The sequence below is a fragment of the Cloacibacterium sp. Arc13 genome, from assembly GCF_041431305.1.
In the GTDB taxonomy this organism is placed as follows: Bacteria; Bacteroidota; Bacteroidia; order Flavobacteriales; family Weeksellaceae; genus Cloacibacterium; species Cloacibacterium caeni_B.
This window is the reverse complement of record NZ_JASMRM010000021.1, coordinates 1-13,860: the sequence shown is the minus strand read 5'-3', so window position 1 is coordinate 13,860 and position 13,860 is coordinate 1. Positions and strand designations below refer to the sequence as shown.

Genomic DNA, 13,860 nt, shown 5'->3' with positions numbered 1-13,860 from the left:
AAGTGGAAAACGAGTTCTCCACTTTTTGATTAAATTTGATATGATAGGTTAAAACTTATAATTAAATGTTAAGTAAAAGTTTCTAGGATTGATAGGGTTTACAGAGTAATTTTCGTGTACATTGTAATCTACCACATCGAAAATGTTTCCTAATCTTCCTTGAACATTGAATTTTTTAAATTGGTATCCAATAGTGAAATCTACAGTGGTAAAATCTCCAATTTCATACATTCTGTTGGTTTTTGGGTTTCCGTTTTTGTCTTTTAGATTATTCCAACCGGCTAATCTGTCTCCAGTGTAGAATGCGGTGAATCCTAATTTTAATCCTTTTACATATTTTGGTAAGGTGTAGAAGATAGAAGCATTCGCAGTATTTGCAGGTGTTCTTACCAATCTTTCTCCTTCTACGAAACTTCCTTCAGAGTCTGGTGTATCTGTGTAAACCATGTTGTTGTATGCATAACCAGCATTGATTGAAAGATTTGGGGTAGGATTTCCTGTAACGTCTAGTTCTATACCGCGGCTTCTGGTAGCTCCCGTCATTTCTTTTATGTTAGTATCACCATTTATGTTTCCGTTTTTATCAAAAGCAGCTGTTTGTGCTAAATTGCTGTTTTCAATTTGATAAGCAGTAATATTAAACGCTAAAGTGTTTTTCCATAAATTTTTCTTTAAACCAATTTCATATTGGTCAATCAAAGAAGAAGGCAATGGTAAATTGTTAATATCTCTACCAGAGTTAGGATTGAAAGAGTTGCTATAACTTGCAAATGTGCTGAAGCTATCATCAATCTGATAAACTAATCCTACTCTTGGAGAAAATGCGCTTTCTTTAGGATTACCTGAACTTGCTTTATATGTTTTAGTATTGTTTAAATAATTTTCTACGATAGTGTTTTTGTTTTCTAAATACGACCATCTTAAACCTGCTAGAACTTTGAATTTATCTGTAATAGCAATTAAATCTTGAGCATAAATACCAACTCTTCTTGTAGGAATTCTGTTAAGGTCTTTTTGTCTTGAATTAAGCATTTCTCCAGATTTCCAAGTGTTTTCGTCTGATAAAAGGATGTTTCCATTGCTGGTATTTCCATTGGTTCCATAAACAAAGTTATTTCCTGCATCTGCGAAAGTACCATCTTGTTTTTGCAATTGATAAGAATAAGTGTCTGCTTGTAAATAATCAGCGTCTGCACCTACTAAAAGTTTATGGTTTAATTTTCCAGTATTGAACTGACCATTTAAATTAAACTGAAGGCTTCCATATTTTTGTTCTTGAAGTTGTTTGTTTAAAGTTCTCTTCCAAACATAATCTCCATTGTTTTGCAAATTCCATTGAATTCTTTCGGTTCCGTAAAAATCCCTGGTATAATCTTGAAAAAATGCAATCGTATTAAAATTCCAATTAGAATTAATTTCGTGGTTTAATGTTACCGTAGAAGTAAGCATTTCATTGGTTTGATATTGCCAAGTTGCACCAGGAAATTTATTGATTCCAAGAAGTGTGTTGAGTTTTGATTCATTAGTGGTTGTGTTTAATACTAACCCGCCTAAACCAAAATCTGGAGTGAAGTGATGTTTAAGATAATCTGCTTCTATGATGATTTGTGTTTTATCTGAAATGTTGTAAAGGAAACTTGGATTGAAATAATGCTTTTCTGATTGTACAATATCTCTGAAACTTTCTTTATTTTCATAGCTTCCGTTTACTCTAAAAGCTGAATTTTTGGTCAATCCGCCATAAATATCGATGGTAGGTTTTACATTGTTCCAGCTTCCGTAATTTAAAGCGACACTTCCACCGAAGTTAAATAAAGGTTTTTTAGTCACCATGTTTACAATTCCGCCAGGAGCTACGTTTCCATAAAGAATTGCAGCGCTCCCTTTCAGAACTTCTACACGTTCTAGACCAGAAACTTCTGGGAAAATTCCAAAGTTTACTCTGCTTCCGTTTTTGTAAATATTTTCATTGCCAAAAGTGTAACCTCTCGCTCCAAAACTGTCTTGAGAAGCACCTCTCGCAGATGTAATATAAACACCGTTTACATTTTTTACTACATCAGAAAGTTGTTGTGCTTGTTGCTGTTCTATAACTTCATGAGTTACGATGGCAATCGCTTGTGGAGTTTCCATTACATCTAGTTGAGATTTTATAGTAGAAACTCTAGCGTTATTAGGATTTCCTGTTTTGTGAAGCTTTACATCTTCTATGGTTCTGGTATATAAACTGTCTTTTTTTTGTTGAGCATTTGCTGTAATTGATGCTGCGACTAATAAAAGGGTAAGTATTTGATTTCTCATTTAACTTTATTTAGAATGATTAAAAATAACTCCGCAAAAATAAAAATGTAAGTTTAAATCACAAAATTAATTTAGAATAATTTTAAATAAGAATAAAAATATTTTACTTGGTATTGATTTTCAGTTATTTATAAAATATGACTTTTGTCATGTTTTTCTTTTTTACCCCATGTAAAAACCTTAAATTTGCCCTTCACCAATAGGTTTTACTTATGAAATATATTTTTCTATCATTAATATCAGCGCTATTATTATCTATTTCTTGGCCTACTTACGGAATTCCGTTTTTTATATTTTTTGCTTTCGTTCCATTGTTATTAATGGAGCAAGAAATTTCTAAATTTTCAAAAATCAATAAAAAAGGATGGGTGGTTTTTGGTTTGACTTATCTTGCTTTTTTCATTTGGAATGTAGTAACTACTGGTTGGTTATATCACGCTAAAAATCCAGACGGGAATAACTCTCTTTTGGCAGTTGCAATTCCTGTTGTTGTCAATTCTTTATTGATGAGTTTGGTTTTTCAACTGTATTATTGGTATAAGAAAGTAAGAGGAACTTATTTTGGGCTAGTATTTTTTGTAGCAATTTGGTTAAGTTTCGAAAGATTTCATCTCAATTGGGAATTTACTTGGCCTTGGCTTAATCTAGGAAATGCCTTTTCAGAATATCCTCAATTGATTCAATGGTACGACACGATTGGCGCAACTGGCGGTAGTTTTTGGATTTTGCTGATTAATGTATTTGCTTTTTATACTTTGAGAATTTGGCAAGCAGGAAGAATAAGAAAAGATTTGGTGAAGAATATTTCTATTTTAACAGCGATTATAGTTCTGCCTCTTATGATTTCTATTTATAAATACAATTCTTATCAAGAAAAACCAGTAAGAGAAGTAACTACGCTTTTGCTTCAGCCAAAATTAGATCCTTATACCGAAAAATACAGTAAAGATTCTTTACAAATATTAGGAGAACTTTTAAATTTAGCCGAAGAAAATTCTAAAACAAAAGTAGATTTTTTCATTGCGCCCGAAACTGCATTTCCCGGGAACGGAAGTTTGAGCGAAAATGGTTTTAATAAAAGTACTTCTATCGCAATTGCCAAAGAATTTTTGGGAAAACACCCGCAATCTATATTTTTAACAGGAGCTTCCACGCATAAATTTTTGTTTGACGAAGCGGATACTGAGGATTATTCTACAGAAATTCAAAAAGGAGTTTGGGTAAATTCTTATAATTCTGCATTGCAAATTATTCCAAATCAAGAAGTGGAGGTTTATCACAAAGCGAAATTGGTTCCAGGAGTTGAAATTTTCCCTTACATTAGATATCTAAAGCCTATTTTGGGAGATGCGATGCTGGATTTCGGTGGAGCTAATTCATCTCTTGGAATTGATAAGGAAAGAAAAGTTTTCAGCAATAGGTTTAATAAAGCTAAAATGGCTCCTATTATCTGTTATGAAAGTATTTATGGAGAATATGTAACTGATTATGTCAAAAATGGTGCAAACCTTTTAGCGATTATGACTAATGATTCTTGGTGGGATAATACTGAAGGTCACAAACAATTGCTTTCTTATGCTAGATTAAGAGCTATAGAAACCAGAAGAGAGATTGTACGTGCTGCCAATAGCGGAATTTCTGCGCATATCAATGCAAGAGGAGACATTTTGCAAGACACCTTTTATGACGATAGAACAGCACTATTGGTAAAGGCTAATTTGCTCGAAGAAAAATCTATTTACACAAAAATAGGTGATTTAATCTCAAGAATTGCTATATTTGTGCTCGGATTTTTAATTATTTACCACTTCGGAGAAAGAATAGCTTCTAAAAAATAATTTATCAAAATTTAGATTAAGTTTTTTTGAAAAAAAAATTACAAATTTATTTGTTTGAAAATTTGTGAGTTCAAAAAAATATCTATAATTTTGCACACTCAAAATACATAGTAGTAAAAAAGAACATCGAGATATGTCAAGAATTTGCCAAATAACAGGTAAGCGTGCAATGGTAGGAAACAACGTTTCTCACGCAAATAACAAAACGAAAAGACGTTTTGAAATTAATTTATTAGAGAAGACATTTTATCTTCCAGAGCAAGAAAAAAGCGTAACATTAAGAGTTTCTGCTCATGGTTTGAGAGTTATCAATAAAATTGGTATCGAAGAGGCGATTGAAAGAGCAACAAGAAACGGATTTTTAAAATAATAAGAAATGGCTAAGAAAGGAAATAGAGTTCAAGTAATTCTTGAGTGCACAGAGCACAAAGAAACAGGTGTGGCTGGAATGTCTAGATACATCACCACAAAAAATAAAAAGAACACTACGGAAAGATTAGAGCTTAAAAAGTACAATCCGGTTCTTAAGAAATATACAGTTCACAAAGAAATCAAGTAATCTTTAAAAATATTAAAAGATGGCAAAGAAAGTTGTTGCAACGCTTCAATCAGGTCAGTCTAAAAAAATGACCAAAGTTGTGAAAATGGTAAAGTCTCCTAAGACTGGAGCTTACGTTTTCGAAGAAAAAGTAATGAATGCAGACGATGTAGAAGCTTATTTAAAAAAATAATTCTACGTCTTGTATAAACATATAAAACTACTCAATTTTTTGGGTAGTTTTTTTGTTATCTTTGTGAACCTAAAGTTTTAAAAACAATTTTAACGATTTGGTTTACAAATCTCAAATCTCAAATGCGGAGCATTCACGAACTCCAAAATTATAAAAAAATTCGTGAGTAAATCTCAAATCTCAAATCTAATATATGAGTTGGTTTAAAAATATATTCAAAAAAGAGGAAAAAGAATCTTTAGACAAAGGTTTAGAAAAATCAAGTCAAGGTTTTTTTGATAAAATTTCTAGAGCTGTAATCGGAAAATCTAAAGTAGATGATGAGGTTCTAGATGAGCTAGAAGAAGTGCTTATTGCTTCTGACGTAGGTGTAAATACTACTGTAAAAATCATCGAAAGAATAGAAGCGCGAGTAGAAAGAGATAAATATGTAAACACGTCTGAATTGGATAAAATTCTTCGTGAAGAAATTTCTGCTTTGCTTTTAGAAAATCCACATTCTCAAACCAAAAATATAGACGAAACCAAAAAGCCATACGTAATTATGGTAGTTGGAGTAAATGGAGTAGGAAAAACAACTACAATTGGTAAACTAGCTAATCAATTTAAATCTCAAGGTTTAAACGTAGTTTTGGGAGCTGGAGATACATTTAGAGCTGCAGCTGTAGACCAATTGGTGATTTGGAGTGAAAGAGTAGGCGTTCCTATTGTAAAGCAAAATATGGGTTCTGATCCTGCTTCCGTAGCTTTTGACACGGTTCAAAGTGCTGTAGCACAAAATGCAGATGTAGTCATTATTGATACTGCAGGAAGATTGCATAATAAAATCAATTTAATGAATGAGCTTTCTAAAATTAAACGTGTTATGCAGAAGGTTTTGCCAGAAGCGCCACACGAAGTTTTATTGGTTTTAGATGGTTCTACTGGTCAAAACGCTTTTGAGCAGGCAAAACAATTTACTGCAGCTACAGAAGTTACCGCTCTTGCGGTGACAAAGCTAGATGGAACTGCGAAAGGAGGTGTGGTCATTGGAATTTCAGACCAGTTTCAGATTCCTGTAAAATACATTGGGGTAGGCGAAAAAATGGAAGATTTGCAATTATTTAATGGTGAGGAATTTGTAGATTCTTTCTTTAAAAAGAGATAAGAAATATACTTTATAAAATTAAAATCGCCGTTTCAAAAATTTTGAAACGGCGATTTCGTTTTAATATGGATGGAAATGTTTTGCTATTTAATCGTAATCTGATAAGGTAGTGCCATTTGTACTCCGTTATTCAGTTTAGGATTGGTTATTTTCTGGAAGAGCTCATAGTTTTCTTTTCCTACTTTTTTAGAAATTACTCTTGCAGCGATTTCATCTTCTTCTGTTTGTTTGAAGAATTCTTCTAGTGGACTAGATTTTCTAGGATAACTGTCTAGTGAATAGTCTTTCAATTTTGCTTTGGTAGCAGCGTAATTAATTGCTTGTTGAAGCGAGCCTAATTCGTCTACCAAGCCTAATTGCTTTGCTCTGGTTCCGCTCCAAACTCTACCACCGCCAATTGCATCAATCTGTTCAAAAGATTTTTTTCTGTTTTGAGTTACAAAATATACAAATCTTTTATAGGTGCTTTCCACGCTTCTGGTTAAAATAGGGATTGTTCCTGGAGCTGCTCCAGAAAGTGTCGAATAAACTTGTGAGTTCGCGTTAGTAGAGACAATGTCTGAACGAATACCGTTTCTATTGGCTAAATCTTTAAAATTCATAATCATGCCAAAAACACCGATAGAACCCGTTAAAGTATTAGGTGAAGAATAGATTTTATCAGCAGCCATAGAGATATAATAACCACCAGAAGCTGCATAATCACCAAAAGAAACTACTAGAGGTTTTTTGAGTTTAAGTTGTTGTAATTCAAATAGGATTTCGTCTGAAGCATTTCCGCTTCCACCAGGTGAATTTACGCGCAAAACTACTGCTTTTATGTCATCATCTTCTGCTAAATCTTTGATGTATTCTACATATTTTTCAGAGTGAATGTTCTGATATTCATCACCATTGAAAATTTCTCCAGCGGCATATAGAACAGCAATTTTGTTGTCACTACTTTCCTCTTCATCTAAGGCATTAATGTATTTATTTACAGAAATTCTGTTGATTTTTTCGTCAGACTTTAACTTCAGTTGTTTTTTTATTAAGTTTTCATATTCTGATTTCTGTAAGAGTTGGTCTGCCAATTTATTTTTCACGACTAATTCTGGCATAAAACCGTATAAACTGTCTACTGCGGTTTTGAAAGTAGCATCATCTAATTTTCTAGAAGCTTTAATTTTAGTAGATATATTTCCCCAAATGTCATTAAGAAGAGTAGAAAGTTGCTCTTTGTTTTCTGGTGAAATATCATTTCTGATAAATGGTTCTACTGCAGCTTTGAATTTTCCGTGTCTGATGACATCTACGCCAATTCCATATTTTGCTGCAAAATCTTTTAAGAAAGTTACTTCTGTAGACAATCCTTTTAATTCCACCATTCCCACAGGATTTAGATATAGTTTATCCGCAACAGAAGCAAGATAATATGAACCTTGAGACATATTATTACCATAAGCATACACAAACTTTCCTGATTTTTTAAAATCTTCGATGGCAGCTCTTATATCATCAACTTGAGTGATTCCTGCAGGTAAATTGTCAACTTCTATGCTAATTCCTTTGATTTTTTCATCTTTTTTAGCATTGTTAATAGCATTTACTACGTCTAAAAGGAGTACGTCTTTGTTTTGCCCAAAATCGAAAATGCTTTCCTCTTGTTCGGTGTAAGAGTCTATAACATTTCCGTTAAAATTAATGGTAAGGACAGAATTATTTTCTATGTAAGGTTTTTGATCGCTGCTCATTGCACTTGCTACAAAAAACAATATCATAAATCCTAATAAAACTATTCCTATTAAAAGAATGGCTACTATATTTGCAAATACATTTTTTATAAAATCTTTCATAATAATCTTGAGAACTTAATTATTAAATAATATGTCGTTACATTATGTGGTTTTGTTACTCGGTAGCAATTTAGGAAATACCAAGTCTAATTTAAACCGAGCGATTGCAAAAATAGAAAATTGCTTGGGAAATATCATAAAATCATCAGAAATGATAGAAACTCAACCAGTAGAGTTTGAAAGTTCTAATGTTTTTAGGAATATGGCATTAGTTTTAGTTACTTCACATTCTCCATGCGAATTGTTAAAGAAGATAAAAATAATTGAAAAAGATATGGGACGCAATTATGATTCTATGGTTTTAGGGAAATACGAAGATAGAATTATAGATATAGATATTGTAACTTTTAATGGTATAATTTATGATTCTAAGAAGTTGAAAATTCCTCATACAAAGCATTTATTAGAAAGAGAGTTTTCTAGAAAAATATTAGAAAGCTTAAATGTGGAGAAATAAAATAAAAAAAAGCAAAAAAAAATATTATTTACATCAAAAAAAATAATAATTTTGATATATTATTCTCAAAAAGAGAAAATGAAAAGCTCAAGTTATTTTTAATAGTTTTCTATGGGTTGAAATCTTTACTTTAAATTTTCTAAAAAAACATTTATGAAATTAAAATTAGTCTTTATAGCTCTAATTGGAGTTCTTCCCATTGCTTTTTTTGGACAGCAGAAGGAAGAGAGTTCTAAGCAGCCTATAGAAAATAGAGAAAAGAAATTTAATGAGTGGGGAATATCCGCAGGATTTGGAGTTCCAGTAATGCATTCAGCAGATTTAAATTCTTTTAATAAAGGAAAAAATTTATTTGGTTATTCTGCATATTTAAGCATAGATAAAGCGATTACACACGCATTTGGTCTTAATTTGCAATATGATTTGGGAGAAACTAACCAAGGTCTATCAAAGATTAATGAAGGCTCAACTGCTAATTCTGTTGGAGCAAAAACAAAATATCAAACCATCAGTTTAATTGGAGATATTAATTTATCAAATTTATTAAGAAAAATTGACAGTGATTTACCATTTAGATGGGCATTACACGGTTATGCAGGATTTGGAACTCTTGCTTATAAAACATACAGACAGGACGAAGGTTCTACTTCTGCACCATTAATCACTGATAAGGATTTTTCAATGAAATCATTATTTGGACAAGCTGGAGCAGGTCTTAAATTTAAAGTTAATAGAAGAATAGATATTGAAGGAAGAGTAATGTATATAATTACTGGAGATGATTCTTTTGATGGCGGAGGTAATTATTTGGGGAATGTAGATTTAGGATACAACGGTTATGATAGTCCTATAAATTCTAGAGATAACCAGACGTCTGATAATTATTTCAATGCTACATTAGGAATTTCTTTAAAATTAGGAAAAAATCAATCTCATTTGATGTGGTATGACCCCCTTCAAGAGATTTATTATAAGTTAGATGTTCTAGATAATAAAAATGTGGATGTAGAAGTTTGTAAAAAAGGAGATGCAGATAATGATGGAATTTGTGATGATTGGGATAGACAACTAGACACGCCTGTTGGAGCAAGAGTAGATGGAGCGGGTGTAGCTTTAGATACAGATTTAGATGGAGTAATAGATTTACATGATAAATGTGTAACAGTTCCAGGGCCAGTAGAAAATCAAGGTTGTCCAGTTAGTCCAATAACACCACCAGTTAAATAATTTTTAATATCAATACTAAAAGCTGCGTTTATCGCAGCTTTTTTTATACAAAATTTTAAACTAAATTCTTAAATTTACCAAATGCAATCTTCTCATCATTTAGCTGAACTCACACAGAAAACCCTTACTCATTTTTGGGGGTATCAAGATTTCAGGGATTCACAACAAGACATCATTCATGCGGTTATTGCGGGTAAAGATACCATTGCACTGTTACCTACTGGTGGTGGTAAATCTCTTTGTTATCAGCTTCCAGCGTTGGTTTTAGAAGGTACCTGTTTGGTGATTTCTCCACTTTTGGCTTTAATGAAAGACCAAGTTCAGCAGTTGAAGTTAAGAGGAATAGAAGCAGAGTATTTAAGTTCGGAATTAGATGAATTACAACAAGAAGAAATTTACGGCAGATGCATAGAAGGAATTACCAAATTGCTTTATATTTCACCAGAAAGACTTCAGAATCGTCAGTTTTTAGAAAGAATAGAAGAAATTCAGATTTCATTTATTGCAGTAGACGAAGCACACTGTATTTCTGAATGGGGACAAGATTTCAGACCGAGTTATCAAAATATTAAAAATTTTAGAACACTTTTTAAAAACGTTCCTTGTCTTGCGCTCACTGCTACCGCAACTCCAAAAGTTCTAGAAGACATTAAACTAAAATTAGGATTTACTCAATATCAAATTTTTAGAAAAAGTTTTAAAAGAGAGAATATCAGCATTTTTAATGATGAGGTAGCAGATAAATACCAGAGAGTTTTAGATTTGTTAAAACACAACCAAAATTCAGGGATTATTTATACCAGAACCAGAAAAGAAGCCGAAAATTTAACGGAATTTTTACAAAAAAATAAACTCAAAAATGTAGATTTTTTTCACGCAGGACTCTCTGTGAAAGAAAAACATCAGAAGCAAGAAAAATGGCTCAAAAGTAACCAGAATGTTTTGATTTCTACCAACGCTTTTGGGATGGGAATTGATAAAGAAAACGTGAGATTTGTGATACATCTTTCACCAGCACCATCCTTAGAAAACTACTATCAGGAAATCGGAAGAGCAGGTAGAGATGGCGAGAAAAGTTATGCTTTTTTACTTTGGAATGAGCAAGAATTACTGAATTTAGATGATGTTTTTTATAATCAAACTCCTTCTAAATTAGAATTTCTTAAGGTTATTTCTTATCTGTATTCTACTTTCATGATTGCAGAAAATGAATTGCCGGAAAATATTTTTGAACTGAATATTTCTAAAATTCTGAACTTTACTAAAATCTCTCAAGCCAAGATTAGAAATGTACTTAATTTTCTGCATAATCAAGAGTTAATTTATCTCAATACCTCTAAAAATTTATCTACTTTAGAACTGAAATTCGAGGTAAGTGATTTAGAAAATTTGCAGAAAAAGGACAGTTATTTCATAGAATTATTGCTCAGATGTGTTGATGGTTTATCTACGCACAGAGTACAATTTAGCGAAGCCAATACTTGCAAAAAATTAGGAGTTGCCGCTCAAGAACTTAAAGAAAGACTGAAAGAAATTCACCAAAAAGGATATATAGATTATCTAGACGGAAGTTTAGATTCTATCAAATTTTTGAAACCTAGAGAAGACCGAACTTTTTCTGGGAAATGGTGGAATCTTTTTGAGCAAATTCAGAAAAATAAATTGCAGAAATGGGAAGAAATGAAATTTTACACCAGAAATCATGATTGCTGTAAAATGAAACTTATTCTTACTTATTTCGGCGAAAAAGAGACGAAAAACTGTGGAAATTGCTATGTTTGCACCGCCAAAAATCCTAAAACCAATCCTATTAGTGCAGAAAGACGGATTCTAGATATTCTACAGCAAAAACCAGCTACTTTAGATGATCTAAATGCGATTTTGTTAGAATTTTCCAGAGAGAAAATTCAAGAAGTGCTTATCTTTTTGCTTGATTTAGGAAAAATTAGAATGTTAGATTTTAGAACGTATACTATACGATAAAAAGTTTCGCTCCATAGGAGCGAAAGGTTTGTAGAAATTTTTTAAAAAAAGAGAAAAGCTCCGTAGTAGCGATACAAAATATGAAAAATTTAAAAGTTGTTTTTTTCGGGACGCCAGATTTTGCGGCTAAATCTTTAGAAGCGATTCATCAGTCTCAACACGAAATCGTGGGAGTAGTTACCGTTGCAGATAAACCTTCTGGTCGTGGACAAAAATTAACCGAATCTCCTGTTAAAAAATACGCTGTAGAAAATAATTTGCCTGTTTTTCAGCCAGAGAAACTCAGAAATCCAGAATTTTTGGAAGAAATGAGAAAACTAGAGGCAGATGTTTTCGTGGTGGTTGCCTTTAGAATGATGCCAAAAGTATTATTTGAAATGCCAAAATTGGGAACTTTCAATCTTCACGCAAGTTTATTACCAGATTACAGAGGTGCGGCTCCAATCAATTTTGCGATTATTAACGGCGAAGAAAAAACGGGAGCAACTACATTTTTTATCAACGAAAAAATAGATGAAGGAAATATTCTTTTGCAAGAAGAATTACCGATTTCACCAGATGAAAATGCAGGAAGTTTACACGACAGATTGATGGAAATGGGTGCGAAACTGGTAGTGAAAACATTAGATGGTTTAGCCGTAAATTCAATCACAGAACAACCCCAACCACAAGTTGCAGAACCCAAAAATGCTTTCAAAATTTTCAAAGAAGACACGAGAATTCTTTGGAATCAAGAAACGGTTAAGGTTCATAATTTCATCAGAGGAATGTCGCCTTATCCTTGCGCTTTTACCACTTTAAACATCGGTGAAGAAACTAAAGGTTTGAAGATTTATGCAGGAACTTTTGAAGTTTCAGAACATCAGAAAACGGCTGGAACTTTAGAAATTTCTAAAAATATTTTTAGAATTTATACCAAAGATGGCTTTTATCAGCCTACAGAAGTTCAGTTAGAAGGAAAAAAACGAATGAATGTGAAAGATTTCTTAAACGGATTTCACAGTTTTGATGATATAAAAATAGCGTAGAATTTTCTACGCTATTTTCGATTAATATTTTTAAGATTTTACATCTGTACCATTTCGGTAATTTCTACACCATAACCAGCAACAAGTGGTTTCTGATTAGGGTTTTGAGTAATCACTCTGAAATTGGTGATGCCTAATTTTTTAAGAATTTGAGTTCCAATTCCGTATTCTATGAAATTAGCAGTAAGCGTAGGTCTTGCAACTTGTCCGTCTTGATAATTCAGGAATTGTTGTAATTTTCTCATCGTGAGTTCTGCATTAGATACATTATTGATGAAAATAAGTGCTCCTTTTCCTTCCGCATTAATCATATTGGTTACTTTTTCCAGTTGAGGATTTTCACCGTTAATCAATCTGCTTAAAACATCAAAATAAGCGCTAGAAGACTGAACTCTTACTAAAACAGGCTCATCTATTTCCCAATTTCCTTTGGTTAAAGCAAAGTGAATTTGGTCTGTATGTTTTTCTTGGAAAGCATGGAAATCAAACTCCCCGAAAGCGGTTTTTACTTTTCTAGATTCTATTTCGTTTACCAAATCACCTTTTTTCAATTGGTAATTGATTAAATCTTCGATAGAAATAATTTTGAGGTCTAATTTTTGAGCTAAAACCACCAATTCTGGTAATCTAGCCATGGTTCCATCTTCGTTCATAATTTCGCAGATGACACCACCTTCTTTCAATCCAGCTAATTTGGTTAAATCAATCGCAGCTTCTGTATGACCAGCTCTTTTTAGAACGCCACCCGTTTTTGCACGAAGCGGAAAAATGTGACCAGGTCTCATAAAATCCGTCGGCTTGGTTTTTTCGTCCATCAAAGCCAAAATTGTTTTTGCTCTATCACTAGCCGAAATTCCTGTAGAAACGCCGTCTCCTAGTAAATCGATAGAAACCGTAAAAGCAGTTTCTTTCGGGTCTGTACTTCTAGAAACCATGGCTTCAAGACCTAGTTCATCACATCTTTTTTCAGGAAGTGGAGTACAAATAAGACCACGACCATGAATGGTCATAAAATTGATGATTTCTGGAGTAGTAAGTTCGGCAGCAGAAAGAAAATCGCCTTCATTTTCACGGTTTTCATCATCTACTACGATGATCACTTTACCATTTTTAAGGTCTTCTATTGCTTCAGGAATAGTATTGAGTTTAATTTCAGACATTTTTACTTTTAATTTTGCGCAAATATAAGCATTAGTGATTAGTTTTCTGAGATTCAATGTGACGAATTAATCAATTGATTTCAATACTGTCCTAAATAAAAATTATTAAAAATAGAAACAGCCTAAATACCTATTTTACATTTAGCTTTACAT

The 13,860-nt window shown here is 32.5% G+C and carries 12 protein-coding genes; 9 read left to right on the top strand and 3 right to left on the bottom strand.

The window, feature by feature from the left end; all coding sequences use genetic code 11:
• Positions 1-48: 48 nt before the first annotated feature.
• A complete protein-coding gene (locus QO190_RS12435) occupies positions 49-2,301 on the bottom strand; it encodes a TonB-dependent siderophore receptor (RefSeq protein WP_371463562.1) in 2,253 nt (750 codons plus the stop codon).
• A gap of 212 nt (positions 2,302-2,513) precedes the next feature.
• On the opposite strand from QO190_RS12435, the gene lnt reads away from it, so the two are divergent.
• From lnt to ftsY, 5 genes are all read left to right on the top strand, one after another.
• Positions 2,514-4,139, top strand: a complete 1,626-nt coding sequence (gene lnt / locus QO190_RS12430) for an apolipoprotein N-acyltransferase (RefSeq protein WP_371463564.1) — start codon at positions 2,514-2,516, stop codon at positions 4,137-4,139.
• Positions 4,140-4,272: 133 nt separating this feature from the next.
• Positions 4,273-4,509 carry a 50S ribosomal protein L28 gene (gene rpmB / locus QO190_RS12425; protein WP_069797241.1) on the top strand — a complete coding sequence of 79 codons (237 nt, stop codon included), beginning with the start codon at positions 4,273-4,275 and terminating at the stop codon, positions 4,507-4,509.
• A gap of 6 nt (positions 4,510-4,515) precedes the next feature.
• Positions 4,516-4,698 (top strand): 50S ribosomal protein L33, encoded by a 183-nt coding sequence (rpmG, locus tag QO190_RS12420; protein WP_039341297.1) that lies wholly within the window; start codon positions 4,516-4,518, stop codon positions 4,696-4,698.
• Between the two features lie 19 nt (positions 4,699-4,717).
• The gene (locus QO190_RS12415) at positions 4,718-4,870 is read left to right on the top strand and encodes a DUF4295 domain-containing protein (protein ID WP_069797240.1); all 153 of its coding nucleotides are present in this window, start codon (positions 4,718-4,720) and stop codon (positions 4,868-4,870) included.
• 193 nt (positions 4,871-5,063) lie between these two features.
• The gene (ftsY, locus tag QO190_RS12410; protein WP_371463566.1) at positions 5,064-6,017 is read left to right on the top strand and encodes a signal recognition particle-docking protein FtsY; all 954 of its coding nucleotides are present in this window, start codon (positions 5,064-5,066) and stop codon (positions 6,015-6,017) included.
• Between the two features lie 83 nt (positions 6,018-6,100).
• Here the strand turns inward: ftsY and sppA are convergent, their stop codons facing one another.
• Positions 6,101-7,852, bottom strand: a complete 1,752-nt coding sequence (gene sppA, locus QO190_RS12405; protein WP_371463568.1) for a signal peptide peptidase SppA — start codon at positions 7,850-7,852, stop codon at positions 6,101-6,103.
• A 31-nt stretch (positions 7,853-7,883) separates the two neighbouring features.
• On the opposite strand from sppA, the gene folK reads away from it, so the two are divergent.
• From folK to fmt, 4 genes are all read left to right on the top strand, one after another.
• Complete coding sequence (gene folK / locus QO190_RS12400) at positions 7,884-8,309, top strand: 2-amino-4-hydroxy-6-hydroxymethyldihydropteridine diphosphokinase (RefSeq protein WP_104794421.1); 426 nt, start codon at positions 7,884-7,886, stop codon at positions 8,307-8,309.
• Positions 8,310-8,462: 153 nt separating this feature from the next.
• The gene (locus tag QO190_RS12395) at positions 8,463-9,536 is read left to right on the top strand and encodes an OmpA family protein (protein ID WP_371463570.1); all 1,074 of its coding nucleotides are present in this window, start codon (positions 8,463-8,465) and stop codon (positions 9,534-9,536) included.
• A gap of 81 nt (positions 9,537-9,617) precedes the next feature.
• Positions 9,618-11,519: an ATP-dependent DNA helicase RecQ gene (locus tag QO190_RS12390; RefSeq protein WP_371463572.1), complete on the top strand. Its 1,902-nt coding sequence runs from the start codon at positions 9,618-9,620 to the stop codon at positions 11,517-11,519.
• Positions 11,520-11,599: 80 nt separating this feature from the next.
• The gene (fmt, locus tag QO190_RS12385) at positions 11,600-12,547 is read left to right on the top strand and encodes a methionyl-tRNA formyltransferase (RefSeq protein ID WP_371463574.1); all 948 of its coding nucleotides are present in this window, start codon (positions 11,600-11,602) and stop codon (positions 12,545-12,547) included.
• Positions 12,548-12,585: 38 nt separating this feature from the next.
• On the opposite strand, the gene ribB is transcribed toward fmt, so the two are convergent.
• The gene (ribB, locus tag QO190_RS12380) at positions 12,586-13,707 is read right to left on the bottom strand and encodes a 3,4-dihydroxy-2-butanone-4-phosphate synthase (RefSeq protein ID WP_371463576.1); all 1,122 of its coding nucleotides are present in this window, start codon (positions 13,705-13,707) and stop codon (positions 12,586-12,588) included.
• Positions 13,708-13,860: the final 153 nt, after the last annotated feature.